This window comes from Selenomonas sp. AE3005 (assembly GCF_000686945.1).
In the GTDB taxonomy this organism is placed as follows: Bacteria; Bacillota; Negativicutes; order Selenomonadales; family Selenomonadaceae; genus Selenomonas_A.
Genome location: NZ_JMME01000016.1, coordinates 18,482 through 42,108, shown reverse-complemented (window position 1 = coordinate 42,108; position 23,627 = coordinate 18,482). Strand labels below are relative to the sequence as shown.

The window sequence follows — 23,627 nt, the reverse complement described above, 5'->3', positions numbered from 1 at the left end:
ATTTAAGGAGGGAACAATCCAACAGGATAGTTCTCTCCTTTTTATTTTAGGAGGTTTTAGCAATGGCTGAAGAATGTAATCATGACTGCAGTTCCTGCGGTTCCACGTGTGGGGCTGATACACGCAAGCAGGATATGCATGAGGCGCCGCATGAACTCAGTGATATCCGCCACGTAATCGCCGTGGTCAGCGGCAAAGGCGGCGTGGGCAAATCCCTGGTAACGGGCTTGCTCTCGGTAGCCATGTCCCGTAAAGGCAAGCATGTGGGCATTATGGATGCCGATATTACCGGCCCGTCCATTCCCAAGATGTTTGGCGTAAGTGGTGAGGTGCATGGCAGTGAGCAGGGCGCATATCCGGTGACGTCGGCCGGTGGTATTGATATTGTCAGCATGAACCTGCTGCTGGAAAATACTACGGACCCCGTGGTATGGCGCGGCCCAATTATCAGCGGTGTGGTCAAACAGTTCTGGCATGATTTTATCTGGCAGGATGTGGATTACATGTTTGTGGATATGCCGCCGGGAACCGGCGATGTGCCGCTGACGGTAATGCAGTCCATCAAGCTGGATGGTATCATCATCGTTACGAGTCCGCAGGAACTGGTATCCATGATTGTGGAAAAGGCCGTTAAGATGGCTGAGGCCATGAAGGTGCCAATCCTGGGCCTGGTGGAAAATATGAGTTACTTTGAGTGTCCGGATTGCGGCAAGCGTCATGAAATATATGGTCAGAGCCATATTGAGGAGATTGCCGGGCAGTATAAGCTGGATGTTTTGGGCAGGATTCCCATTATGCCCCAGCTGGCAGCTGAGTGTGATGCCGGACAGATTGAGACAACTGATGGTGACTGGCTTAATCAGGCAACGGAAAAATTGCTGGAATTAGATAAATAAACTTATAAACTTAAGACGCCCGGCAGGGGGCATAACTTTTCTTCGCTGATACACATGATGCGTCAAGCGAAGAAAAGCCATTGCCCTTTGCCGGGCTTAGTTTTACTTAAACACAACAGTAAGGGAAAAGGATTTTTATCGGCAGGGACGAATTATGATGAAGGAGAGAATAATTCACAGGGAAATCACTATACTGCAGGAGGTGTAAATATGCCTTTATTAGGAGCTTGTGTGGTGCCTCATCCGCCGTTAATATTGCCGGAGATAGGACAGGGCCGGGAGCAGGGGATAGCAGATACGATTGCTGCTTATCAGGAGACTGCTGCCTGGGCAGCTGCGAAAAATCCTGATTTGGTGGTAATTGTCAGTCCGCATGCCAAAATGTATGCTGACTATCTGCAGATATCAGCCGGGGAACGGGCTGAGGGGAGTTTTGCTGCTTTTGGGCATGGTGAAGTAAGACTTCAGGCTGACTATGATACCATCTTTGTCAAACACTTGTCAGGCCTGGCTGACTCCATCAAACTGCCGGCCGGGACTTTGGGCAGGCAGGACGGGGAGTTGGACCATGGTACGATGATTCCCCTGCGCTTTTTACAGCAGGCTGGTTATAAAGGAAAAATTGTACGGATAGGTTTGTCCGGCCTGTCCCGTGACCATCACTATGCTTTGGGCGTACTGATAAAACAGGCGGCCAGGGATTTAAACAGGCAGGTAGTCCTGGTGGCCAGCGGTGATTTATCGCATAAACTAACGGCTGATGGTCCGTATGGTTTTGACCCGGCAGGCCCGGTGTTTGATAAGCGTATGGGAGAGTGTTTTGCCCAGGGCGACTTTTTAAAACTGTTGACCACTCCGGCCGAGCTGGCTGACAGCGCAGCTGAGTGCGGTTTGCGTTCCTTTTGGATAATGGCCGGAGCATTGGACAGGCAGCAGGTAAAGGCACGGCTGTTGTCCCTGGAAGGGCCCTTTGGGGTAGGCTATGGTGTGGCTGTCTTTGAGCCGCAGGGAAATGATGAATCGCGTAATATCGGCGAACAGGCAGCTGAACTGCACCGGCAGGAAATGGACAGGCTCCGTGCAAATGAGGACCCGTATATAGCTTTGGCGAGGTACTCGCTGGAAACTTATGTACGGACAGGCAAACGGGGGACTTTGCCGGTTGATTTACCGGCAGAATTAACCAGTAATCAAGCCGGGGCGTTTGTATCGCTGAAAAAGGACGGACAGCTAAGGGGCTGCATTGGGACGATTTTGCCGGTACGGGAAAACTTAGCGCTGGAGATTTTGCATAATGCGGTATCAGCCGGGACTGCGGACCCGCGTTTTGGGCCAGTGACTGCGGAGGAACTGCCAGATTTGGTCTATGATGTGGACGTATTATCAGAGCCGGAGGCTATTGAGAGTGAGCAAGAACTGGATGTGAAAAAGTATGGTGTCATCGTGGAATGCGGTCAGCGGCGCGGGCTGCTGCTGCCGGATTTAGCCGGTGTTGATACGGTGGAGCAGCAGGTAAGCATTGCGCGGAAGAAAGGAAATATAGCTGCAAACGAGCCGGTTAAGCTGTGGAGGTTTACGGTGACGCGGCACATATAAATCGCAGTTTGACTGTTAATGCCTGCTTTATTTTATCTGTTACAGCTCAGTCGGGTGAAGGTGGTAATACTTTTCGCTGTTTCACTAAATGTCCCACCAGCAAACGTCTGGTTTTTTTAGCGACTTTGCGCCGGGCGGGCCAGCGGCGCGATGGTTCAGCTCAATGTCCAGCGACTATTGTTTGTGGGCCAGTCCTCACTGCGTTCGGACAGTCGTTCCACTGCGAAAAGCATCACCACCTCCGCCCTAAGCGGCGTCCGTGTAAAATGACTCTTTCGCTGTGACAGGGAACAGGAACATCGATGTTCTTGTTACGGGAGCAACGAGTTCGTGGCAATTGTACAGGCCGTTTGTGGGGGCGAACGGGGGAGTGATTTTTATGCGGGGAGCGACTGCCTGAGCGCAGCGAAGGCCGGCACACTGTTGGGCTCAGCTAAGCAACTACGCTGAAAGGAGCGCCGTTGGCCTGCCCGGCGCAGGTAACTGGACAGCAGTATTTTACGAGGTGTGTCGTTTAGCGGAGGCAGAAAAATTACTCCCCCGTGAACCCCAGGCACGCATGAACGGGGTATTTTTAAGAATTCATTGACTGTCAAACTGCAATTTACCAAAAAAAGAACCGCTGACAAAATGTCAACGGTTCTTTTGGGTATGTGTAAATTAAGCGTTAGCCTTACGGAATTTATCCATGAACTGGGCCAGTTTTTCGGCACCTTCATAGGGCATGGCGTTGTAGATGGAGGCACGCATGCCGCCTACGCTGCGGTGGCCTTTGACACCGCTGAGACCTTCCTGCAGAGCCTCAGCCACAAATTTTGCCTCGAGTTCTTCGCTGGGCAGACGGAAGGTGACGTTCATAAAAGAACGGCTGTCCTTGTCGGCATGGCCGCGATAGAAACCATCGGAGCTGTCGATAGCATTGTAAACCACAGCGGCTTTCTTTTCATTGCGCTTAGCCATTTCAGCAAGACCACCTTCGGATTTAATCCAGGCAGCAACCTTGCCTACCATGTAGATGCAGAAAGCCGGCGGTGTGTTGTAGAGGGAATCTTTTTTATAGAACGTACTGTAACGGAACATAGTCGGCAGTGTTTCCGGGCTCTTTTCCAGGAGGGATTTCTTGGCTACGACGAGTACGACACCGGCAGGACCCAGGTTTTTCTGCACACCGGCGTAGATGAAGTCAAATTTGCTGAAGTCCAAAGGACGTGACAACATATCGGAGGACATATCGGCAAAGAGCGGTACGCCGTTGGTTTCAGGAATGTAATGGTATTCCGTGCCGTAAATGGTATTGTTGTAGCACAGATGTACATAAGCAGCCTGCGGATTTATCTTGAGTTCATCCTGCGTGGGAATGTGTTTGAAATCCTTGTCTTTGCTGGACGCGGCGATTTCACCAACGCCAAGGAGTTCCGCCTCCTGATAGGCTTTGGTTGCAAAGCTGCCGGACAGGACATAGCTGCCGGGATGTTCCTTGCTGGCAAAGTTCAAGGGAATCATGGCAAACTGCTGGCTGGCACCGCCCTGACAAAAGATAACTTCGTAATCATCACCGAGGCCCATCAGCTCTTTGATATCGGCTTTGGCCTGCGCATGAACAGCTGCATAGGGCTTGGCGCGATGGCTGATTTCCAGAATGGACATACCGCTGTCGCCGAAGTTTAAGAATTCAGCCTGAGCCTCTTTTAACACCGACAAAGGCAGTGTAGCCGGGCCGGGGTTGAAGTTATATACACGATTTGCTTCCATGGAATACCTCCTAAAAACTGTAAATTTACGTTGTTACAGATGTTTTTGCTGGTATTATTTTAACGCTAAATGTGAGGAAAAGCAAGGCAAATAACGTTAATTGTTTACCTAAAAAACACATTTGAAAATATTAAACGGATAAATTTTACAAAAGAGCGAAAAAATCCTTGACATAAGTGTCAATAGATGATAAGCTAACATCAATTTCCAAGTTAATATTGTAAACCGATGAGACGGAGATAAAGACAGTTATGCCTTCCCAGAGAGCCTGCGTTGCTGCGAGTCAGGCAAGATACAGATTGTCAAATGGACCGTTGAGGGTGCAGTCAAATGGTTTGACTTGTCAGCCAGAGTATTCTGCAACGTGAGGAACGCGTAAGTTTCCGGGGATATGATTGTATCCTTAAGTGCATGGCCAGGTGGTCATGAATCCAAGGTGGCACCGCGGATTATGTTTTGACACATATTCGTCCTTGATAGAATGTAATGTTCTGTCAAGGACGTTTTTTGTTGGACTTCCTTTGACAGAGAGGACAAAGGAGGTTATTTATGAAAGTCTTTCCGACGCTGGAAACAGCAAAGGCCTACGCTGCCAGCGGTGATTATGATATATTGCCGCTGAGCACGGAGATACTGGCCGATTTCATCACGCCCTTGGCAGCCCTGCGCATATTAAAAAATGTATCTGACCATTGTTTCCTGTTGGAGTCAGCACAGGCCAGTGATAAATGGGGCAGGTTTACGTTTTTGGGTTTTGAACCGCAAAGAGAAATCACCTGCAACAATGGCCAGTATAGTGACGGGGAAAATGTCAGGGACACGGGCAACCCGGCCGGGGAAATCCGGCAGCTGCTCAAAAAATACCGCAGCCCCAGAATTTCCGGGCTGCCGCCGTTTACCGGCGGTCTTATGGGCTACTTTGCCTATGATTTTGTGGGGTACAGTGAACCCAAGGTGCGGAGGCCGCTGACAGCTGCAGACCCCTATGATTTTCGGGATATAGATTTAATGTTGTTTGACAAGGTGATTGCCTTTGATAATGTACGTCAGAAAATCATTATAATCGTCAACATGCCACTGACTGATGTGGAGGCAGAATACACCAAGGCCGGGCAGGAATTGGCGCGGCTGGTAAAGCTGCTGCGCAGCGGCCAGCAGGCCGGGGAGCCGGCGGGGCATTTGCTGGGAGAAGTGCAGCCCCTCTTTGGCGAAGATGAATTTTGCCAGATGGTGGACAAAGCCAAGACACATATCAGGGAAGGCGATATCTTTCAGATTGTCCTGTCCAATCGGTTTTCTGCTCCGTTCAGCGGCAGCCTGCTGAACACTTACCGGGTGCTGCGCACGATAAATCCTTCTCCGTATATGTTTTACTTTTCCGGGCTGGATGTAGAGGTTGCCGGGGCCTCACCGGAAACACTTGTTAAGCTGGAAGATGGTGTGCTGCATACTTTTCCTTTGGCCGGCACGCGCCCGCGGGGGAAAACAGAGGCAGATGATAAGGCCTTGGAGGCGGAATTACTAGCGGATGAAAAGGAACTGGCAGAACACAATATGCTGGTTGACCTCGGACGCAATGATTTGGGCAAAATCAGTGAGTTTGGTTCGGTGGAGGTCGAAAAACTCCATTCTATTGAACGCTTTTCCCATGTCATGCACATTGGTTCCACCGTTCGTGGCAGAATTCGTCAAGACTGTGACGCGCTCGACGCTATCGGTGCGGTGCTGCCGGCAGGAACTTTGTCGGGCGCTCCCAAGATTCGGGCCTGTCAGCTGATTGGGGAGCTGGAAAATCCGCCCAGCCTTAACGGCCAGACTAATAAACGGGGCATTTACGGCGGCGCCATCGGCTATATAGATTTTGCCGGCAATATGGACACCTGCATTGCCATACGCCTGGCCTATAAGAAAAATGGGCAGGTATTTATCCGCAGCGGAGCCGGGATTGTGGCAGATTCCGTACCGCAAAAAGAATACCGGGAATGTATCAACAAGGCCCAAGCCGTTGTGCAGGCGCTGACGCAGGCGGAGGAGATAGACCTATGATACTCTTAGTAGATAATTATGATAGTTTTTCCTATAATCTCTACCAACTGGTAGGGGAGATAGAGCCGGATATCCGGGTGATACGCAATGATGAAATGAGTGTGGCTGAGATTAGGCAGCTGTCACCGAGTCATATAATCCTGTCGCCGGGGCCGGGCCGTCCGGAGGATGCTGGTAATCTCATGGAAATTGCCCGGGAACTGGGCCGGGAGATTCCAACCTTAGGTGTATGTCTGGGCCATCAGGCCATTTGTGCAGCGTCAGGGGCTGTTATCACCTACGCCAAAGAATTGATGCATGGCAAGCAGTCAGCGGTGACCTTTAAGGCAGACTGTCCTTTGTTTAAAGGCTGCCCGGAAGGTATGCTGGTGGCCAGATACCATTCACTGGTGGCTGACCAGACAACACTGCCGGCGGAGCTGGAGGTAACAGCACGCACCGCAGATGGTGAGGTCATGGCGGTAGCGCACAAAGATTTTCCCTTGTATGGTGTGCAGTTTCACCCGGAATCGATTATGACACCACAGGGGCGTACTATATTGCAAAATTTCTTGGCTGAGTGAAGGGAGATAGACGAAGATGATTGAGGACGCTATTATAAAAATTGTTGATAAAGAAGATTTGACTTATGACGAGGCCTATGCCGTTATGAATGAAATCATGAGCGGCCAGACTTCGCCGACGCAGAACGCGGCGTTTTTGGCGGCACTATCCACCAAGAGTGCACGGGCAGAAACCACGGAAGAAATTGCCGGCTGTGCTGCGGCCATGCGTGACCATGCCACAAAGGTGGACACGGGCCTTGATATCTGTGATATCGTCGGCACGGGCGGTGACCATAGCCAGAGTTTTAACATCTCCACCACGGCCAGTCTGGTAGCCGCAGCCGGCGGCGTTAAGGTGGCCAAGCACGGCAACCGGGCCGCCTCGTCCAAATGCGGCACGGCCGATTGTCTGGAGGCTTTGGGCGTCAATATTCAGCAGAGTCCGGAAATGTGCAAGAAACTCCTGCAGGAAGTGGGTATGTGTTTCTTCTTCGCGCAGAAATATCATACTTCCATGAAATATGTCGGGGCTATCCGTAAGGAACTGGGGGTCAGGACGGTGTTTAATATCCTGGGGCCCCTGACCAATCCCGGCTCGCCTACACGGCAGCTGCTCGGTGTTTACGATGAATATCTGGTAGCACCGTTGGCGCATGTTCTCAGCAGTCTGGGGGTAGAGCGCGGTATGGTCGTTTACGGCAAGGACAAACTGGACGAAATCTCCCTGTCAGCGCCCACGTCCATCTGTGAAATCCGCGATGGCTGGGTAAAGGCTTACACCATTAAACCGGAGGACTTCGGTATGGAACGCTGCATCAAGGAAGATTTAGTGGGCGGCACGCCGGCAGAAAATGCAGCCATTACGCGCAGTATTCTGCAGGGGGAAAAGGGGCATAAACGCAATGCAGTGCTTTTAAACGCCGGGGCGGCACTTTACATCAACGGCAAAGCGGCTACGCTGGCAGCCGGGATTGAACTGGCAGCCGAGCTTATCGACTCCGGCAAGGCTATGGCAACACTGGAAAAGTTTATTGCTGTCAGCAATGAGGCGGGGGCAGTGGCATGAATGTACTCGATAGATTAGCTGGTTTCGCCCGGGAACGGGTGGCAGCCGCCAAGACAGGGCAGCCGCTGGCACAGATACGCGAGACCGCACTGGCCCTGCCCCAAGGTAAGTTTGCCTTTGAAAAAGCCCTGCAGCAAAAGGAATTGTCCTTTATCTGCGAATGTAAAAAGGCCTCACCGTCCAAGGGGCTGATTGCCCCGGATTTTCCTTATCTGCAGATTGCCAAAGACTATGAGGCGGCTGGTGCTGATGCCATTTCCGTGCTCACTGAACCGCGGGAGTTTTTAGGCAGTGATAAGTATTTGCAGGAAATAGCTGCTGCCGTGCAGATTCCCTGCCTGCGCAAGGATTTCACCGTGGACGAATATATGATTTATGAGGCCAAACTACTCGGGGCGTCAGCAGTACTGTTGATATGTTCCCTGCTCGACGAAGGGCAGATTAAGGAATACATCGCTATCTGTGATATGCTGGGCTTGTCAGCCCTGGTGGAGGCGCATGACAGCGCCGAAGTGCAGCAGGCATTAAACGCCGGGGCCAGAATCATTGGTGTCAATAACCGCAACCTGAAAGATTTTTCCGTAGATATGCGCAACAGTGCCAATCTGCGTGAATTGGTTCCACAGGAAGTGGCGTTTGTGGCTGAAAGCGGTATAAAAAACGCAGACGATGTAAAAGCTGCTGTTGCGATGGGAGCCAGTGCCGTACTGGTAGGAGAATCCCTGATGCGTGCCGAAGATAAACAGAAGAAGTTAAGAGAATTCTACACTGCCGCAGGCAGGGTAAGCCGATAGAAGAAGGGAGCAAGTATAATGACGAATCCACAGGGAAGATTTGGTATTCATGGGGGACAGTATATTCCTGAAACCCTGATGAATGCAGTAATCGAATTGGAAACAGCTTATAATCACTATAAAAATGACCCGCAGTTTCAAAAGGAACTCACGGAGCTGTTAAATGACTACGCCGGCAGACCGTCACGGTTATATTATGCGGAGAAAATGACGCGTGATTTAGGCGGGGCCAAAATCTATCTGAAACGTGAGGATTTGAACCATACCGGTGCGCATAAAATCAACAATGTGCTGGGGCAGGCGCTTTTGGCCAAGAAAATGGGCAAAACACGTCTGATTGCCGAAACCGGCGCCGGCCAGCATGGTGTGGCCACGGCTACGGCAGCAGCGCTTATGGGCATGGACTGTGTGGTCTTTATGGGCAAGGAGGATACGGAGCGTCAGGCGCTCAATGTTTATCGTATGCGCCTGCTGGGGGCCAAGGTGGTAGCGGTTACTTCCGGCACGGCGACGCTTAAAGATGCCGTATCCGAGGCTATGCGCGAGTGGACGACACGTATCAGCGATACGCATTACTGCTTAGGTTCGGTTATGGGGCCGCACCCGTTCCCGACGATTGTCCGCGATTTTCAGGCGGTTATCTCCCAGGAGATTAAAAGCCAGATGCTCGAAAAGGAAGGACGCCTGCCGGACGCAGTACTGGCCTGTGTGGGCGGTGGTTCCAATGCCATCGGCAGTTTCTATCACTTTATTGAGGATGAGGGCGTACGCCTGATTGGCTGTGAGGCTGCAGGCCGGGGCATTGATACCTTTGAAACGGCGGCAACTATCAATACGGGCCGGGTGGGGATTTTCCACGGGATGAAGTCCTATTTCTGTCAGGATGAAAATGGCCAGATTGCGCCGGTGTATTCCATTTCGGCCGGCCTTGACTATCCAGGTGTCGGCCCGGAACATGCCCATCTGCACGATATCGGCCGGGCAGAGTATGTGGCCATTACCGATGACGAGGCGGTGGAGGCTTTTGAATACCTCTCACGGACGGAGGGCATTATTCCGGCCATTGAGTCCTCGCATGCCATTGCCCATGCCATGAAACTGGCACCGCAGCTGGCCAAGGACAAAATCATCGTTGTAACTGTATCAGGCCGTGGCGACAAGGATTGCGCTGCCATTGCCCGTTATCGGGGGGAGGATATCCATGAGTAATATTGCAAACGCATTCAAGAACGGCAAAGCCTTTATACCATTTTTTACCTGTGGTTTTCCCGATATGGAAACGAGCAAGGCGGCGATAAAAGCGGCTGTGGATAATGGGGCTGACCTTATCGAACTGGGGATTCCCTTTTCTGACCCGACCGCCGAAGGGCCGGTAATTCAGCGTTCCACGCTGGGCGCGTTAAAAAATGGCATCAATACCAATAAGATTTTCAAGATGGTCAAAGAATTGCGGCAGGACGTGAAGATTCCCTTAGTGTTTATGACCTATGCCAACGTGGTGTTTTCCTACGGCGGTGAGGATTTTTTTGCCAAATGTCAGGAAGTGGGCATTGATGGGATTATTCTGCCGGACCTGCCTTTCGAGGAAAAAGAAGAATTTGCGGCGTTAAGTGAAAAATATGCGGTGGACCTGATTTCGATGATTGCGCCGACTTCTCACGAGCGCATTGCCATGATTGCCAAAGAGGCGGCTGGTTTTATCTATGTGGTGAGCAGCCTGGGCGTAACCGGAGTGCGCAAGGAAATCACGACGAATCTGTCGGAGATGGTGGAGGAAATCCGCAAGGTGACAGATGTGCCCTGTGCGATTGGGTTTGGAATTGCGAATCCTGACCAGTCCCAGCGTATGGCAAAGATTGCCGATGGCGTGATTGTGGGGTCGGCGATTGTGAAATTGCTGGAAAAGTACGGGAAAGAGGCACCGGAGTATGTGGGAGCTTATGTGAAGTCCATGCATCCTAGGAATTTGCTGTAAAAATAGCCCGAGGGATACAGGCTGTTTCCTCGGGCTTTTTTATGCAAATTGCAGTTTGAAGGTCAGTGCCTGCTTACTTTTAGTTGTTACAGCTCAGTCGGGTGGAGGTGGTAATACTTTTCGCTGTTTCACTAAATGTCCCACTAGCAAACGACAGCACTTTTTAGCTAGCTTGCGCCGGGCAGGCCAGCGGCGCGATTATTCATCATAGTATCCAGTGACTATAGTTTGTGGGCCAGTCCTCACTGCGTTCGGACAGTCGTTCCACTGCGAAAAGCATCACCACCTCCGCCCTAAGAAACGTCCGTTCAAAATGATTCTTTCGCAGTGACAGGTAACAGGTACATCGATGTTCTTGTTACGGGAGCAACGAGTTCGTGGCAATTGTACAGGCCGTTTGTGGGGGCGAACGGGGGAGTGATTTTTATGCGGGGAGCGACTGCCTGAGCGCAGCGAAGGCCGGCACACTGTAGTCAATCGCTAAGCAACTACGTTGAAAGGAGCGCCGTTGGCCTGCCCGGCGCAGGTAACTGGACAAGATTATTTCCCGAGGTGTGTCGTTCAGCGGAGGCAGAAAAATTACTCCCCCGTGAACCCCATGCACGTATGAACGAAATAGTTTTAAGAACTCTTTGACCGTCAACCTGCAATTTATACCAGTGGCGAAGGTATTGTGGTTTTGTTACATAAATAGTAATTTAATAGCATAAAGCTAAACTTTAAAATAAAATTTGTTTTTTGGTAAAATACACTTGCTACTACAAAGTGGATAATTTATAATGTAAGAGTGTTATTTTGATTATAAGGAGCGATGGATATGAAAGTTTTGGCTGCTGACGGCATTTCGCCCAAGGGCATAGAAATGTTACAGAAGGAATTTGAGGTTGACGTACGGGACAAGATTTCCGCAGAGGAACTGCTGGAAATCATTCCCCAGTATGACGCATTGATGGTGCGTTCTGCCTCTAAAGTAACAGCAGAGGTCATCAACCGGGCAGAAAAACTTAAGATTATCGGCCGTGCCGGTGTGGGCGTGGACAATATTGATATCCCGGCAGCTACGGCTAAGGGCATTATCGTCATCAATTCTCCCGGCGGTAATACCATCGCCGCTACCGAACATACCATGGCTATGATGCTGGCCATGTCCCGTAATATCCCCATTGCCAACGAAACCATGCAGAAAGGCGAGTGGAATCGCAAGCAGTACGTGGGCGTGGAACTGCGGAACAAGACTTTGGGCGTTATTGGTATGGGCCGTATCGGTTCCGGTGTGGCTAAAAGAGCCATGGCCTTTGATATGAATGTCATCGCTTATGACCCGTATATCAACGAGGACCGTGCCAAGGATTTGGGTGTGACGGTAGGCACGCTCGATGACGTTATCACCAAGTCGGATTTCATTACGGTACACATGCCACTGACGCCTGACACCAAGGGCATGATTGCCATGGAACAGATGAAGAAGATGAAAAAGGGCGTGCGCCTTGTAAACTGCGCTCGTGGCGGCATTATCGTCGAAGAAGATTTGGCGGAGGCTGTAAAGCAGGGCATTGTAGCCGGCGCGGCTATTGACGTATTCACCAGCGAGCCGGTGGGCAAAGACCATCCGCTCGTGGGTGTGCCGGGGATTGTGCTGACGCCGCACCTGGGCGCCTCTACGGTAGAGGCTCAGGTAGGTGTATCCCTGGATGTATCCGAAGGTATTCTGGCAGCGCTTAAAGGTGAACCTGTGGCTACGGCTGTAAATATGGCGCCGGTTTCACCGCAGGTAATGAAGGTTATCGCACCTTACCTGACGCTGGCTGAACGTCTGGGCGGCACGGTGGCATCTCTGGCTGAGGCCCCAGTCAAGAAGGTGGAAGTTACTTATAACGGTGAGATTACGGAAGTTAATACCGGCATGCTGACCACGGCGGTGATTAAAGGCCTGTTGAATCCCATCATGGAGAATGATGTAAACTACGTCAATGCACCGGGGCTGGCCAAGGGCCGTGGCATTAAGGTAACCGAAGTCAAGAAGAAAGAGGCCGAAGACTTTGCCAACCTCATTACGGTGAAGGCTGATATTGGCGGTGGCAAGACACTGACGGTACAGGGTACGCTCTTTGGCAGTGAGGCTCGTATCGTACGTATCAACAAGTTCCGTGTGGACGTTGATCCGCAGGCCCGTATTCTCGTGTGCCCCCATATCAACAAGCCCGGTGTTATCGGTACCATTGGTACCTTCCTGGGTGTCCATGGCATTAACATTTCCGGAATGCAGGTGGGCAAGACCGAAGTTGAGGGAACAAACCTCATGGTCCTGACCATTGACCATGATATCCCGGCCAGCGTTTTGAAGGACGTAAAGGGCATAGATGGTATCATCGATGCCAAATTGGTTAATTTCTATGCTATTTAAATAAAATAGTGAGTCATGATAAAAACTCCTGCTTTGGGCAGGAGTTTTTTTTTATGCTCGCGAAGTAAAGATTAGATTATTCGTATGATAGTGAGGTGAATGTATTGTGCCTATGTACAAAAAATCTATGTTGATACTTATCGTACTGGTAGTAGCAGCTTTGGGAGGGACGTACTATGGTTTGTATGCTACAGAATCTGAGGTCGTGGAATCTTTGCCGGTGGCGCAGGATTCAGCAGCGGACAGGAAAATAACAATATATGTAACCGGCGGCGTCAATAAGCCGGGGCTGGTGCAGCTGCCGGAAGGGGCCAGGGCTGCGGAGGCCGTTAACGCTTGTGGGGGCTTGCTGCCTACCGCAGACAGTGAAAAGGTAAATCTGGCACAAACGCTTAAAGACGGCCAGCAATTAAGAGTGCCGGAACGGAAATTGGACGGGACGGGGGCCAGGTCGCAGACCAAGGATGATAAAGGCTTGGTAAATATCAATACTGCTGATGAAAAGGCTCTGGATTCGCTGCCGGGAGTGGGCCCGGCCATGGCTAAGCGCATTATTGAGTATCGGGAAACGGAAGGGGCGTTTCAGTCAATTGAGGATATCAAAAAAATAAAGGGGATTGGCGAAACGAAATTTGCCAAATTGAAGGACAAGATTTGCATTTGACTTGTCAGGAAGTGGTGCTATGGAAATCGGTCAACGGCAGGAAGTGTTTTTGGCCAGTTTACTGCTGGCTTTGGGAACAGGCATAATCGCCGGCAGAATCTGGGAACTGTCAGCAGGTGTTATAGTGGTGCCATTGTTGACAGCTGTTGGCATGTCGTTTTATGGTGCCCTGCGTCTGCGGAAGTGGACGTGGCTGGCAGCAGTGTCAGCATTTTTTCTGTTGGGGATTCTGCGTTTTGCTGCAGCCGACGAATTGCCGGTTAGTGACATTTCCTATTTTGCCGGGGAAACGGTGAAGGTAGAAGGGGTGCTTAAGGAAGAACCACGTTTGACGCAGGACGAACAAGGCGGGCAAAAACAGCGTTACCTGTTGGCGGTAACGCAGGTCAGCATAGACAGGCAGCAGGTGCAAAAGGCCAGCGGCGGCCTTTACGTATACGCGCGTCAGGCAAATGCGCCGGAGGTGCAGATAGGTGACAGGATAAGCGTCAGCGGGAAGGTGCGTATTCCGCGTGGCTATCAAAATCCTGGGCAGCTAAATACCCAAATGCTGTTAAAAAGTCAGGGGATAACAGCCACCCTGTCTGCAGGCAAGCAGGGGATAGGCGTTGAACATGTTGATGGCAGTAACTTTACCCGCAGGCTGGCAGCTGTGCGCCGACATTATCGGGAGCAGATGGAAAAAGTGATGCCCAAGACTGAGGCAGCGGCTATTTTTGCGATGTTGTTTGGCGGCTATGATGGCTTATCGCCAGCTTTGGTAGAGTCATTTACGCTGGTTGGTCTGGTGCATATTTTGTCTGTATCCGGGTCGCATATCAGTCTGCTGGCGGCGGTGATGGCAGGTTTGGGCGGCCTGCTGCGCCTGCCTAAAGCAGTCACGGCTCTACTGGTGACAGGGCTTATCTTTATTTACAGTTTACTGGCCGGGGCGGTGCCGCCGGTTATCCGTTCAGCGATTATGGGCAGCCTGGCTTTTGCAGCTTTGGCCCTGGACCGGGAACGCGACGCCCGGCGGATACTATTGCTGACGGGGCTGGCCATGCTGCTGATTTCGCCGTTGCTGCTGTTTCATATCAGCTTTCAGTTGTCATTTATGGCCACGGCCGGACTGTTGTACCTGGCGCCGATCTGGCAAAAATATTTTCTTGAACATGGCTGCCGGCAGTTTGCAGCGGCCGGCCTATCCATTACTTTGGCGGCCCAGCTGGCTGCTTTGCCGATACTGGCCTGGTATTTTAATCAGTTGTCGCTGGCATCTCTAGTGGCTAATATCGTGGTGCTGCCGTTGGTGGAACTGCTGATTGTGCTCGGCTTGTTTTCCGGTGTACTGGCCTTTGTTTTCCCTTTGGCCGGTGGCATATTCTTTGCTGGTGGCAGCCTGCTGCTGGGGATAGTCACAGAACTTACCGTGAAAATAGCAGCCCTGCCGGCCAGTTCGGTATGGATTCCGTCGCTGAATGCGGGCTGGAGCCTGTTATATTATGCGGTGCTGAGTTTGTTTTTACTGACCGGGGAGCAGCGTGAATGCCTGCGGAAATTTTTGCAGGCCAGAAAAAAACAGCTGGGGATAGGCATGCTGTCCATACTGGTATTTATTGTAAGCTGGCAGATGGTAAGGCCGGGAGAATTGCAGGTGCATTTTATTGACGTGGGGCAGGGCGATGCCGCACTGGTAATTACACCGCATGGCCGGGCGTTTATGTTTGACTGTGGCGGCACAAGGGACAGAAATTTTGCTGTGGGGGCTAAGGTGGACGTACCGTATCTCCTGCATTTGGGGGTGCGGCACCTTGATGCTGTGTTCCTAAGCCATGCGCATGAGGACCATGCTGCTGGCTGCGGGGATATTATGAAAAAGATACCTGTTGACCAGGTCATAACGGCAGATGAGGGATTGGCTGATTATGCCCGGAGTATGGGCTGGGGGGATAATGAACCCTTATTGCGTAAGTTTCATACAGCCCGGCAGGGGGAAAAGATGACAGTTGACGGCGTGACTGTGGAAGTGCTGTTTGCACCGCCACTGCAGGCTGGGGACAATAAGACCGGTAATGAGGCCTCCAATGTCTACCGCGTGTCCTATGGTCAGGCCAGTTTCCTGTTCACCGGCGACCTTACCAAGGATAAGGAAAGCCAGCTGCTGGCGGAGGGGATAAATCCAGCCAGTACGGTACTTAAGGTCGGTCATCACGGCTCAGATACCAGCAGTTCTGAAGAATTTTTACAGGCGGCAGCACCGCAGTTTGCCGTTATTTGTGTTGGTGCGGATAACTCGTTTGGCCATCCGAAAAAATCTGTGTTAGCGCGCCTGCAGGCCCGGGGAATACAAATATTGCGCACTGATAAGCAGGGAGCTGTCAAATTCTGTACTGATGGCAGAAAAATGCGCGTGGAAACGTATACGGAGAAGGGGATTTAGCAGGAAATTCTCAGCTAATGTAGAAATATTCCCAATAGAGTTAATTTTTTATTGGGAAAAGATTTGTAAGGGGAGGAAAAAGTATGAAAAAATTGTTAAAACTTGGCGGACGCGTTCTTTTAGGAACAGCAATTTGTGGTTTTTCCTATTTGACGCCGGTATCAGCTATGGATGATATGGCGGCTTTTCGTGAGGCCGTGACCATGCCTGCTAAGGTTGGCACCAATGGAGATGTGATACGTGAAAGCATCAATCTTTATGTGCCAGTCGGTTATGCTAAACTGGAATTTTTGGCTCAGACCAAGAAAGATACAGCCCGCTTGTCCGGTGCGCTGGAAGTTCTGATGAATGATGAGCTGGGTGAGACACTTACGGAAAAAATTCCTTTCTATGTCGAACAGAATAAAAAGGACATGACGATTTATTATAAGACAGGCAAACAGTGGGAGAAATTCAATGCCCCCAGTATAGCAGCGGTACTGGCTGATGCTGTCGCCACGCCGAGCAGCCAGGAGCTGGAAAAGCAGATTGCCCTGGTCAAAGACGTTAAGGTGCTCAGGGAAAGCAATACGCAGCGCACCATGTTTGTAAGACTGGACAGCAATAAGGTGGCAGACACCATCAAGGAATACAGCAAAGCCAACCCTGCTGATAAGGGTACAGCCGATGACAAAGAAGAACAGGGAAAATTCCTGCGCTGGCTTGATGAAGGCACCCGCAATGCTGACATTTGGTACACCTGGACGGTGGATAAAACAAAATGGCATACAGTTACCCAGAGCCTTGACCTGACGGGCGTGGTTCGGGAAACAGCGCGCGCTGCACTTAACGACAAATCAGCCAAATGGGATGAACATATGGAAGAACTGCTGGCTTATGTCGCTTATTACAGCGATATGAAGGAATACACGATGTATCTTGAACCCAAAGCTGAGAAAAAACTGGAGATGCCGCAGGAGGCCAAGAAGGCTGTCCTTGTACAGGATATGATAAAAGACCAGCCGGTCAAAAAATAAATCAGCGTTGAGAGGAGGAATGGTTGAATGTTTATGTCAGGCAAGATTCTTTGGCAGCGTTCCTGCTCAAAACTTATTCTGTTTTGTCTGTGTGCCTTCTGTTTGCTGACGGGAACGGCAGCGGCTCATGTTGAGCAATGGGCTGATCCGGGATATAATTTTAAAGGCGTACAAAAAATGCTGGTTTATGATTTCGATATGTCTGCCGTGAAGATGGACTCAGACATTGCCGAAAAAAATTTTAAAAGTGTTTTTTGGGAGCAGGTCAACAAGCAGAAAATAACAGTCCTGCCATTACAGCGTGTGGAAAATCAGGTTTCCCTGCTGGAATTCAAAGATATTGACAAACTACGTCAGCAGAATCCGGCAGCAGCCGAGGCCATGTGGAAGAAAAATCTGCCGCAGGTGGTTAATGTCTATGCCAGGACAAAATACTTGCAGTATGAGTATTCTTCCCGGGTAATCCCGGCGCATACGGAATGGCGTACCCGTTATGTGACCTATAAGTATTATGACCGTGACGGGCGCAAACATGAGGAAAGCGTTCCTGAGCAGTATCCGGTATACGTGCCGGAAAAGACCATCTGGACGCTTACCCAGCAGGTGCGTCTGGATGTATATGACGCTGCTACGGATAAGTGCATCTATTCCCGGAATGAGGTCCGCTCCGATGATTACGCCGGCGATGGCAAGGATATTTTCGAAAAAATCGTGAGAAACAGCTTTAAGGACTTCTTAAAGAATGTTCAGAAGTGAGATGTAGATAAAGATGCCCGAGGGGCTGATGATGTTTTCCTGCGCTGAGACACAAGCGGCAAAGGCACAGGAAAACATCATCAGCCCCTTGGACTTTGTAAGCAGGAATTTTTCCTGTAGCTGTAGAACTTAACAAGAAGTAAGACTCATATATGTAGGAGGATGATTTATATGACAGCAGAAGAATTTAAAAGTGCAGCGAAAAAGCTGGGCATTACAGAGGCCGCAGCAGACCAGACCGTAGAACTGCATGAAAGATTCCTGCGCATGGGAATGACCCCGGCCAGCTATGAGGAGATACTGGCAGCCCGGCAGAAAAAAGACTGCGTGGAAGTATTTGAGGCGGCGTTAAGCGTAAATGGCTGATATAGAACTGAATAAAGAACAGCGGCAGGCAGTGGAGGAGCTGACAGCAAATATTTTGCTTTTGGCTCCGGCAGGGACGGGCAAGACCAATACCCTGGCCTGCCGCATTGCACATATAATTGCAGAAAATCGTGCCCTGCCGGAAGAGATACTGTGCCTGACCTTTACCAATAAAGCCTGCCGGGAGATGCGGGACCGGGTAGTATCCATAGCAGGGGACAATGGCAGCCGTGTAATGGTAAAGACCTTTCACGGCTTTTGCTATGAGGTGATTAAAACCGAGGCCAAGCGTAATTCGGATTTATTTACGGACTTTACGATTTTTGATGAAACTGACTGTCAGGCGCTGATAAAGGATCTGGTGGACGAGGAATGGTCCTTGCGCGCCGTGCAGAATCTGATGAACCAGCTAAAGGAAAAGAAGGCGGAGTATGTTATTGACAGCGGTGACCTGGTAAAAGATTATGGCGAAACTCTGCAGCGGCTGCTTAAAAATGAGCCGCATAGTGTGAAGTCGCTGGCGGTCGATGATTCCTATCAGTTCCATGAGCGTCTGTATACAGGCTGGCAGGAGTGGGGGGCGGAAAAAACAGCCCTGTATGATAAGCGCCTGCATGAGCTGCACGGGCTGGATTTTACTGACCTGTTGGTGCAGGTGGAGGAACTTTTCCGGCAGAGCAGCGTGGCTGGCAAATGGGCCAGACGGTTTCTGTATATCAACATTGATGAGGTACAGGATACCAGCTTGCTGGAATACCGGATTATTTCACAGATTTTCGGGGCCAGCCATCTGCTGCTGTGCGGTGATTATTTCCAGACCATCTATGAGTGGCGCGGTTCCCATCCGGAGCTGGTTTTGCGCAAGTATCAGCAGGACTACAGTCCGCAGCGCATAGTGCTGCATGAAAACTACCGGGCCACACAGGTGCTGTTAAATGCGTCCTTTGACTGGCTGCGCAATTCCTTTCCTGAACGGGTGAATCTCCTTTATCCCGATGGCCTGCAGGCTGTGAGCAAAGATTATGGGGAACCTATTGTGCTGAAGGGGGCGGCTGATTTCAGCGAGGAGGCCCAGTGGATATACTATATGATTCAGCAGCTGCCGGTGCAGGACTACAGCCGCGTTTGTATTCTGACGCGCAGCAACCGCTATAACAAGGATTTATCCGCGAATTTCCGTGCCCTTAGCAGGTTTGTGACGGAAAAGGAACGGCTGCCCTTTATGCTGATTGACGAGCAGAAATTCTTTCGGCGGCAGGAAATAAAGGACGCTCTGGCGGTACTCAAACTGGCGGTCAACAAGCATGATACCGGCAGTCTGGTAAGAGTACTGAATCGTTTTGCCCAGGGAATAGGGCCGGCTACTATCAAGAAACTTTCCAGCGAGGAAATACGCAGCGCGGGCCTGCGGCTGACAGATTTTGTGGACGAGGACGCCAGAAAAAGCGGTGACCCGTATGGGGAACTGCTCAAAGCACTGCCGGAGGAGAATATCGTCGTCTTTGATGTGGAATCCACCGGCGTGGATACGACGAGAGATGAAATAATTCAGATTGCCGGCATCAGACTGGATAAGCAGGGCGCAGTAAAGGACGAGTTTGTCCGCTATTTGACACCTTTGCGCAAGGTGGGAGATTCAGTCAGGGTGCATGGGTTTACCGATGATTTTTTGCAGGAAAATGGTGAGGAACCACGGCAGGTCCTGCAGGATTTTTGTGCTTTTGCCCAAGGAGCGGTGCTCGTGGGGCATAATGTGTCCTATGATTTGCGGATTTTAGGCAGTGAGCTGTCGCGGCTCGACTTACCGCCCTTGGAGTATCCGCTCTATTATGACACGCTGGATATTTTCCGGCGCTTTTATCCGAACCTGCCTAATCATAAGCTGGAATACCTGGGGAAATACTGCGAGGTGCAGCATAAATCCAGTCATAATGCTTTAGATGATATTATGGCTACGGCGGAGATTCTCATGTACGCAGTCGAGCGGGATATACGGCCGCAGGTGGAGATACGGCAGGCGCTCATGGCAAAGAATCAGGGGCTGTTTGATGAATGGGCAGACAAGCTGACGGTTATCCGGCAGCAGGCCGGCTGCCTGCGTCCCTGGCAGCTGCTGGGAGAAATTGTGGTCAGCTGGGGCATGGATAAGTATTACTTGCGTCAAAAGGAACCGCAGCGTGTAGAACATCTGCGCGATTTATTCCGGCAGGCCAAGGAACTTGATGATGAGGCGGTTCGGCCGCTGGATGCGATAGACAGATTCCTGCGGTATACGACCTTATCCAATACGGAACTGGATATTCTGACCAAGCGTCAGCAAATACCCATTATCACCGTTCATCAGGCCAAAGGCTCCGAGTTTGATTATGTATTCCTGGCGGGGCTGCAGGAAGGGACTTTCCCTGGTATGCAGGCGGTGAAAAGCGGACGGCTGGAGGAAGAGGCAAGGCTGTTTTACGTGGCCATGACCAGGGCCAGAAAGCAGCTGTTCCTGTCATGGTCGCAGACGCTGTACAGCCATTATCGCCATATCAGTCCGTTTGTAAAAAATCTGCCCAGAAAGTACTTGCACAACATTTGAATAATGTTGTTGAACATGTATACATTATTTATTATAAATTTTCTTCAATATAATAAAATTGTGTACATTCTGGCAGGAATGTAGTATACTATTTATCGGTAGACATAATTGTATGAGTTTTCAAGACAAAGGAGCGATTACTTTGGCAGACATGAAACAGTATGTACAAGATACGTTAGACCTGATTGCAAAACGCGACCCGGACCAGCCGCAGTTTAAGAATACGGTGTCCAAGGTGCTGGAAAGCGTTATCCCTGTGTTGGAGGCACATCCCGAATTTAAGGAACAGAAGATTTTAGAGCGTATTATTGAGCCGGAGCGCGTGATTACTTTCCGTGTTCCCTGGCAGGATGATAAAGGTGAAGTACATGTAAACCGCGGTTTCCGTGTACAGATGAGCAGCGCTATCGGCCCGTACAAAGGCGGTCTGCGTTTCCATCCCAGCGTTAATCTCGATATTTTGAAATTCCTGGCTTTTGAGCAGGTATTTAAGAATGCCCTGTCCGGCCTGCCCATCGGCGGTGCCAAGGGTGGTTCGGATTTTGACCCGCATGGCAAATCAGACAATGAAGTTATGCATTTCTGCCAGAGCTTTATGACAGAGCTCTACCGTCATATTGGCCCGGATGTGGACGTTCCGGCTGGTGATATCGGCGTGGGCGGCCGCGAGGTCGGCTATCTCTACGGTCAGTACAAGCGTATCCGCGACAGTTATGATGCCGGCGTGCTCACGGGCAAACGGGTTGACTTCTGGGGCAGCCTTGCTCGTACGGAGGCTACCGGTTACGGCCTGCTGTACTTCGTCAAGAATATGCTTGACGCTAAAGATATCAGCCTGAAGGATAAGACCGTAGTGGTATCCGGTTCCGGCAACGTGGCAACCTATGCCATCGAAAAAGCACAGGAATTCGGTGCCAAGGTTGTTACCTGCTCCGATTCCAACGGCTATGTTTATGACCCCAACGGCATTGACCTCGATGCTGTCAAGGAAATTAAGCAGGTTCGCCGCGGCCGTATCAAGGAATATGTGGAAACTCATCCGCAGGCTGAATACCATGAAGGCTGCAAGGGCGTATGGACAGTAAAATGTGACGTGGCTCTGCCGTGTGCAACCCAGGGCGAAATCGACCTCGAAAGCGCCAAGGCACTCGTGGCCAATGGTGTAATCGCCGTAGGCGAAGGTGCTAACATGCCGTCAACTTTGGACGCTATCGCTTACTTCCAGCAGAACAAAGTTCTCTTTGCTCCGGGCAAGGCAGCCAATGCCGGCGGTGTATCCGTATCCGCCCTGGAAATGGCACAGAACTCCGAACGCTTGCAGTGGACGTTTGAAGAAGTAGATGGCAAGCTGCAGGATATCATGGCCAACATTTACAAGAATGCCAAGGCTAATGCCGAAAAATATGCTGACCCCGACGATTTGGTGGCCGGTGCCAACATTACGGCCTTTGTCAAGGTGGCCAATGTTATGCTGGCGCATGGTTTGGTATAAGATAATAGGATGTTTACAGATTGACCAGTCATTTGACTGGTCAATTTTTGTATAGTCATTGGAAGGGGATTCTAGTACGCAGGTGGAAAATGTCTGCTGCCTGTTTTTTAATTTATCTTTAATTTTTAATGCTAAACTCGCAACAATTGTGTTATAATAGTGAATCAATGCATGTTGGTAGAGGTATAGATTGTGAAATTTGGCGAGTTTATGACCAGTTTGCAAAAGGATGGGCTGAAGCATGTCTATTTGTTGGCTGGGGAAGAACATTATTATGTGGATAAGGCCAGAGAGAAGATTTTCTCCATACTGTTTGCCAATCAACAGGAGCAGGCCGGGGCTTTGCAAAAGCTGACAGGGACTGTTGATGCAGATGATTTGGTTGGCCTTATCGAAACAGCACCATTTTTTGCTAGTAAAAATGTGTTGTTCTTGCAGGATACCAGCCTGTTTAAGGAGAAAAAAGAGGAAGAAGATAATGGTAAAACTGGCAAGGATAAAAAACAGGAACGCTTGCTAAAAACTTTGGCAGACATGCCGGAGTTCAGCTATGTCATTTTTGTACAGAATGGTAAGGCGGACAAGCGGCGCAAGTTGTATAAGACCATCGAAAAATGCGGTGCGGTGCTGGAAGCAGAGGCCATTCGTGCCTGGAATATCAATGACTGGCTGCAGGGAAAACTGCAATCCCTGAATAAGGATATGGACAGGGAGGCCATGGAGTATTTCAGCGGTGTGGTCAGCACCATGCAGACGATTTCCCTGGAATTTTTGGACAGAGAATTTGATAAGCTGGCACTCTTTACCAAGGAGCGGCGGATAACAAAGGACCTGCTGACGCAGGTATTTGCCGGTTTGCCGGAAGTTTCCGTATTTGCTTTGTTGGATGCTGTCAGTGAACGGAAAGCCAAGAAAGCCTTGCAGCTTTTGCGGCGGCAGCTGAATGATGGCACATATTTTACGGTGATACTAGCGTTGCTTACCCGTCATGTGCGGCAACTTTGGCAGGCACAGGTCTTACAGCAGCAAGGTATCAGAGGCAAGGCTTTGGCGAAACCGCTGGAATTAAATCCCTTTATTGCTGAAAAACTGGGACGGGCGGCGCAACAATTTCCGTCAGCAGTACTAAAGCGTAATATGCTGGAGCTGATAGACGCAGATTATCTTTTAAAAACTGGACAAGCTGGAGAGGAAGTATTAGAACATGTAGTGATAGACCTATGCCGTGGGACAGCATAGGAAAAGGAGAGAAAATC

General features: G+C 50.4%; 18 protein-coding genes. 17 read left to right on the top strand and 1 reads right to left on the bottom strand.

Annotation, left to right across the window (positions count from 1 at the left end; all coding sequences use genetic code 11):
* The first annotated feature begins 62 nt into the window (after positions 1-62).
* A complete protein-coding gene (locus tag DL94_RS0110145) occupies positions 63-896 on the top strand; it encodes an Mrp/NBP35 family ATP-binding protein (protein ID WP_028130056.1) in 834 nt (277 codons plus the stop codon).
* Between the two features lie 210 nt (positions 897-1,106).
* Positions 1,107-2,492 (top strand): AmmeMemoRadiSam system protein A, encoded by a 1,386-nt coding sequence (gene amrA, locus DL94_RS0110140; protein WP_028130055.1) that lies wholly within the window; start codon positions 1,107-1,109, stop codon positions 2,490-2,492.
* A gap of 660 nt (positions 2,493-3,152) precedes the next feature.
* On the opposite strand, the gene serC is transcribed toward amrA, so the two are convergent.
* Positions 3,153-4,244: a 3-phosphoserine/phosphohydroxythreonine transaminase gene (serC, locus tag DL94_RS0110135; RefSeq protein WP_028130054.1), complete on the bottom strand. Its 1,092-nt coding sequence runs from the start codon at positions 4,242-4,244 to the stop codon at positions 3,153-3,155.
* A 549-nt stretch (positions 4,245-4,793) separates the two neighbouring features.
* On the opposite strand from serC, the gene DL94_RS0110130 reads away from it, so the two are divergent.
* The 15 genes from DL94_RS0110130 (at position 4,794) to holA (ending at position 23,610) form a co-directional block, all read left to right on the top strand.
* The gene (locus DL94_RS0110130) at positions 4,794-6,290 is read left to right on the top strand and encodes an anthranilate synthase component I family protein (RefSeq protein WP_028130053.1); all 1,497 of its coding nucleotides are present in this window, start codon (positions 4,794-4,796) and stop codon (positions 6,288-6,290) included.
* Positions 6,287-6,853, top strand: coding sequence for an anthranilate synthase component II (locus tag DL94_RS0110125; RefSeq protein ID WP_028130052.1), 567 nt, complete (start codon positions 6,287-6,289; stop codon positions 6,851-6,853). The genes DL94_RS0110130 and DL94_RS0110125 overlap by 4 nt, the downstream gene beginning before the upstream one ends.
* A 16-nt stretch (positions 6,854-6,869) precedes the next feature.
* Entirely contained in the window at positions 6,870-7,901 is a 1,032-nt protein-coding gene (gene trpD / locus DL94_RS0110120; RefSeq protein WP_028130051.1) for an anthranilate phosphoribosyltransferase, read from the top strand.
* Complete coding sequence (gene trpC / locus DL94_RS0110115; protein WP_028130050.1) at positions 7,898-8,695, top strand: indole-3-glycerol phosphate synthase TrpC; 798 nt, start codon at positions 7,898-7,900, stop codon at positions 8,693-8,695. The genes trpD and trpC overlap by 4 nt, the downstream gene beginning before the upstream one ends.
* Positions 8,696-8,713: 18 nt before the next feature.
* Positions 8,714-9,904, top strand: coding sequence for a tryptophan synthase subunit beta (trpB, locus tag DL94_RS0110110; protein WP_028130049.1), 1,191 nt, complete (start codon positions 8,714-8,716; stop codon positions 9,902-9,904).
* Complete coding sequence (gene trpA, locus DL94_RS0110105) at positions 9,897-10,670, top strand: tryptophan synthase subunit alpha (RefSeq protein ID WP_028130048.1); 774 nt, start codon at positions 9,897-9,899, stop codon at positions 10,668-10,670. The genes trpB and trpA overlap by 8 nt, the downstream gene beginning before the upstream one ends.
* Before the next feature lie 817 nt (positions 10,671-11,487).
* The gene (serA, locus tag DL94_RS0110100; protein ID WP_028130047.1) at positions 11,488-13,074 is read left to right on the top strand and encodes a phosphoglycerate dehydrogenase; all 1,587 of its coding nucleotides are present in this window, start codon (positions 11,488-11,490) and stop codon (positions 13,072-13,074) included.
* 106 nt (positions 13,075-13,180) lie between these two features.
* A complete protein-coding gene (locus tag DL94_RS0110095; protein WP_028130046.1) occupies positions 13,181-13,738 on the top strand; it encodes a helix-hairpin-helix domain-containing protein in 558 nt (185 codons plus the stop codon).
* Positions 13,739-13,757: 19 nt separating this feature from the next.
* Entirely contained in the window at positions 13,758-16,160 is a 2,403-nt protein-coding gene (locus DL94_RS0110090) for a DNA internalization-related competence protein ComEC/Rec2 (RefSeq protein ID WP_028130045.1), read from the top strand.
* An 83-nt stretch (positions 16,161-16,243) separates the two neighbouring features.
* The gene (locus tag DL94_RS0110085) at positions 16,244-17,176 is read left to right on the top strand and encodes a hypothetical protein (protein WP_028130044.1); all 933 of its coding nucleotides are present in this window, start codon (positions 16,244-16,246) and stop codon (positions 17,174-17,176) included.
* Between the two features lie 27 nt (positions 17,177-17,203).
* Entirely contained in the window at positions 17,204-17,932 is a 729-nt protein-coding gene (locus DL94_RS0110080; RefSeq protein ID WP_028130043.1) for a hypothetical protein, read from the top strand.
* A 171-nt stretch (positions 17,933-18,103) separates the two neighbouring features.
* Entirely contained in the window at positions 18,104-18,298 is a 195-nt protein-coding gene (locus DL94_RS0110075) for a hypothetical protein (protein WP_028130042.1), read from the top strand.
* Positions 18,291-20,879, top strand: coding sequence for a 3'-5' exonuclease (locus DL94_RS0110070; protein ID WP_028130041.1), 2,589 nt, complete (start codon positions 18,291-18,293; stop codon positions 20,877-20,879). Before DL94_RS0110075 ends, DL94_RS0110070 begins: the two co-directional genes overlap by 8 nt.
* A gap of 142 nt (positions 20,880-21,021) precedes the next feature.
* Complete coding sequence (gdhA, locus tag DL94_RS0110065) at positions 21,022-22,371, top strand: NADP-specific glutamate dehydrogenase (protein WP_028130040.1); 1,350 nt, start codon at positions 21,022-21,024, stop codon at positions 22,369-22,371.
* 192 nt (positions 22,372-22,563) lie between these two features.
* Positions 22,564-23,610, top strand: coding sequence for a DNA polymerase III subunit delta (holA, locus tag DL94_RS0110060; RefSeq protein ID WP_028130039.1), 1,047 nt, complete (start codon positions 22,564-22,566; stop codon positions 23,608-23,610).
* Positions 23,611-23,627: the final 17 nt, after the last annotated feature.

Excerpts from the sequence above, each read along its gene's own strand:
- DL94_RS0110090 (WP_028130045.1), top strand. The coding sequence starts at position 13,758 with ATGGAAATCGGTCAACGGCAGGAAGTGTTTTTGGCCAGTTTACTGCTG.
- DL94_RS0110125 (WP_028130052.1), top strand. The coding sequence starts at position 6,287 with ATGATACTCTTAGTAGATAATTATGATAGTTTTTCCTATAATCTCTAC.
- serC (WP_028130054.1), bottom strand. The coding sequence starts at position 4,244 with ATGGAAGCAAATCGTGTATATAACTTCAACCCCGGCCCGGCTACACTG.
- trpB (WP_028130049.1), top strand. The coding sequence starts at position 8,714 with ATGACGAATCCACAGGGAAGATTTGGTATTCATGGGGGACAGTATATT.
- serA (WP_028130047.1), top strand. The coding sequence starts at position 11,488 with ATGAAAGTTTTGGCTGCTGACGGCATTTCGCCCAAGGGCATAGAAATG.
- DL94_RS0110075 (WP_028130042.1), top strand. The coding sequence starts at position 18,104 with ATGACAGCAGAAGAATTTAAAAGTGCAGCGAAAAAGCTGGGCATTACA.
- DL94_RS0110130 (WP_028130053.1), top strand. The coding sequence starts at position 4,794 with ATGAAAGTCTTTCCGACGCTGGAAACAGCAAAGGCCTACGCTGCCAGC.
- DL94_RS0110145 (WP_028130056.1), top strand. The coding sequence starts at position 63 with ATGGCTGAAGAATGTAATCATGACTGCAGTTCCTGCGGTTCCACGTGT.
- trpA (WP_028130048.1), top strand. The coding sequence starts at position 9,897 with ATGAGTAATATTGCAAACGCATTCAAGAACGGCAAAGCCTTTATACCA.
- DL94_RS0110080 (WP_028130043.1), top strand. The coding sequence starts at position 17,204 with ATGTTTATGTCAGGCAAGATTCTTTGGCAGCGTTCCTGCTCAAAACTT.
- trpC (WP_028130050.1), top strand. The coding sequence starts at position 7,898 with ATGAATGTACTCGATAGATTAGCTGGTTTCGCCCGGGAACGGGTGGCA.
- DL94_RS0110085 (WP_028130044.1), top strand. The coding sequence starts at position 16,244 with ATGAAAAAATTGTTAAAACTTGGCGGACGCGTTCTTTTAGGAACAGCA.
- amrA (WP_028130055.1), top strand. The coding sequence starts at position 1,107 with ATGCCTTTATTAGGAGCTTGTGTGGTGCCTCATCCGCCGTTAATATTG.
- DL94_RS0110070 (WP_028130041.1), top strand. The coding sequence starts at position 18,291 with ATGGCTGATATAGAACTGAATAAAGAACAGCGGCAGGCAGTGGAGGAG.
- trpD (WP_028130051.1), top strand. The coding sequence starts at position 6,870 with ATGATTGAGGACGCTATTATAAAAATTGTTGATAAAGAAGATTTGACT.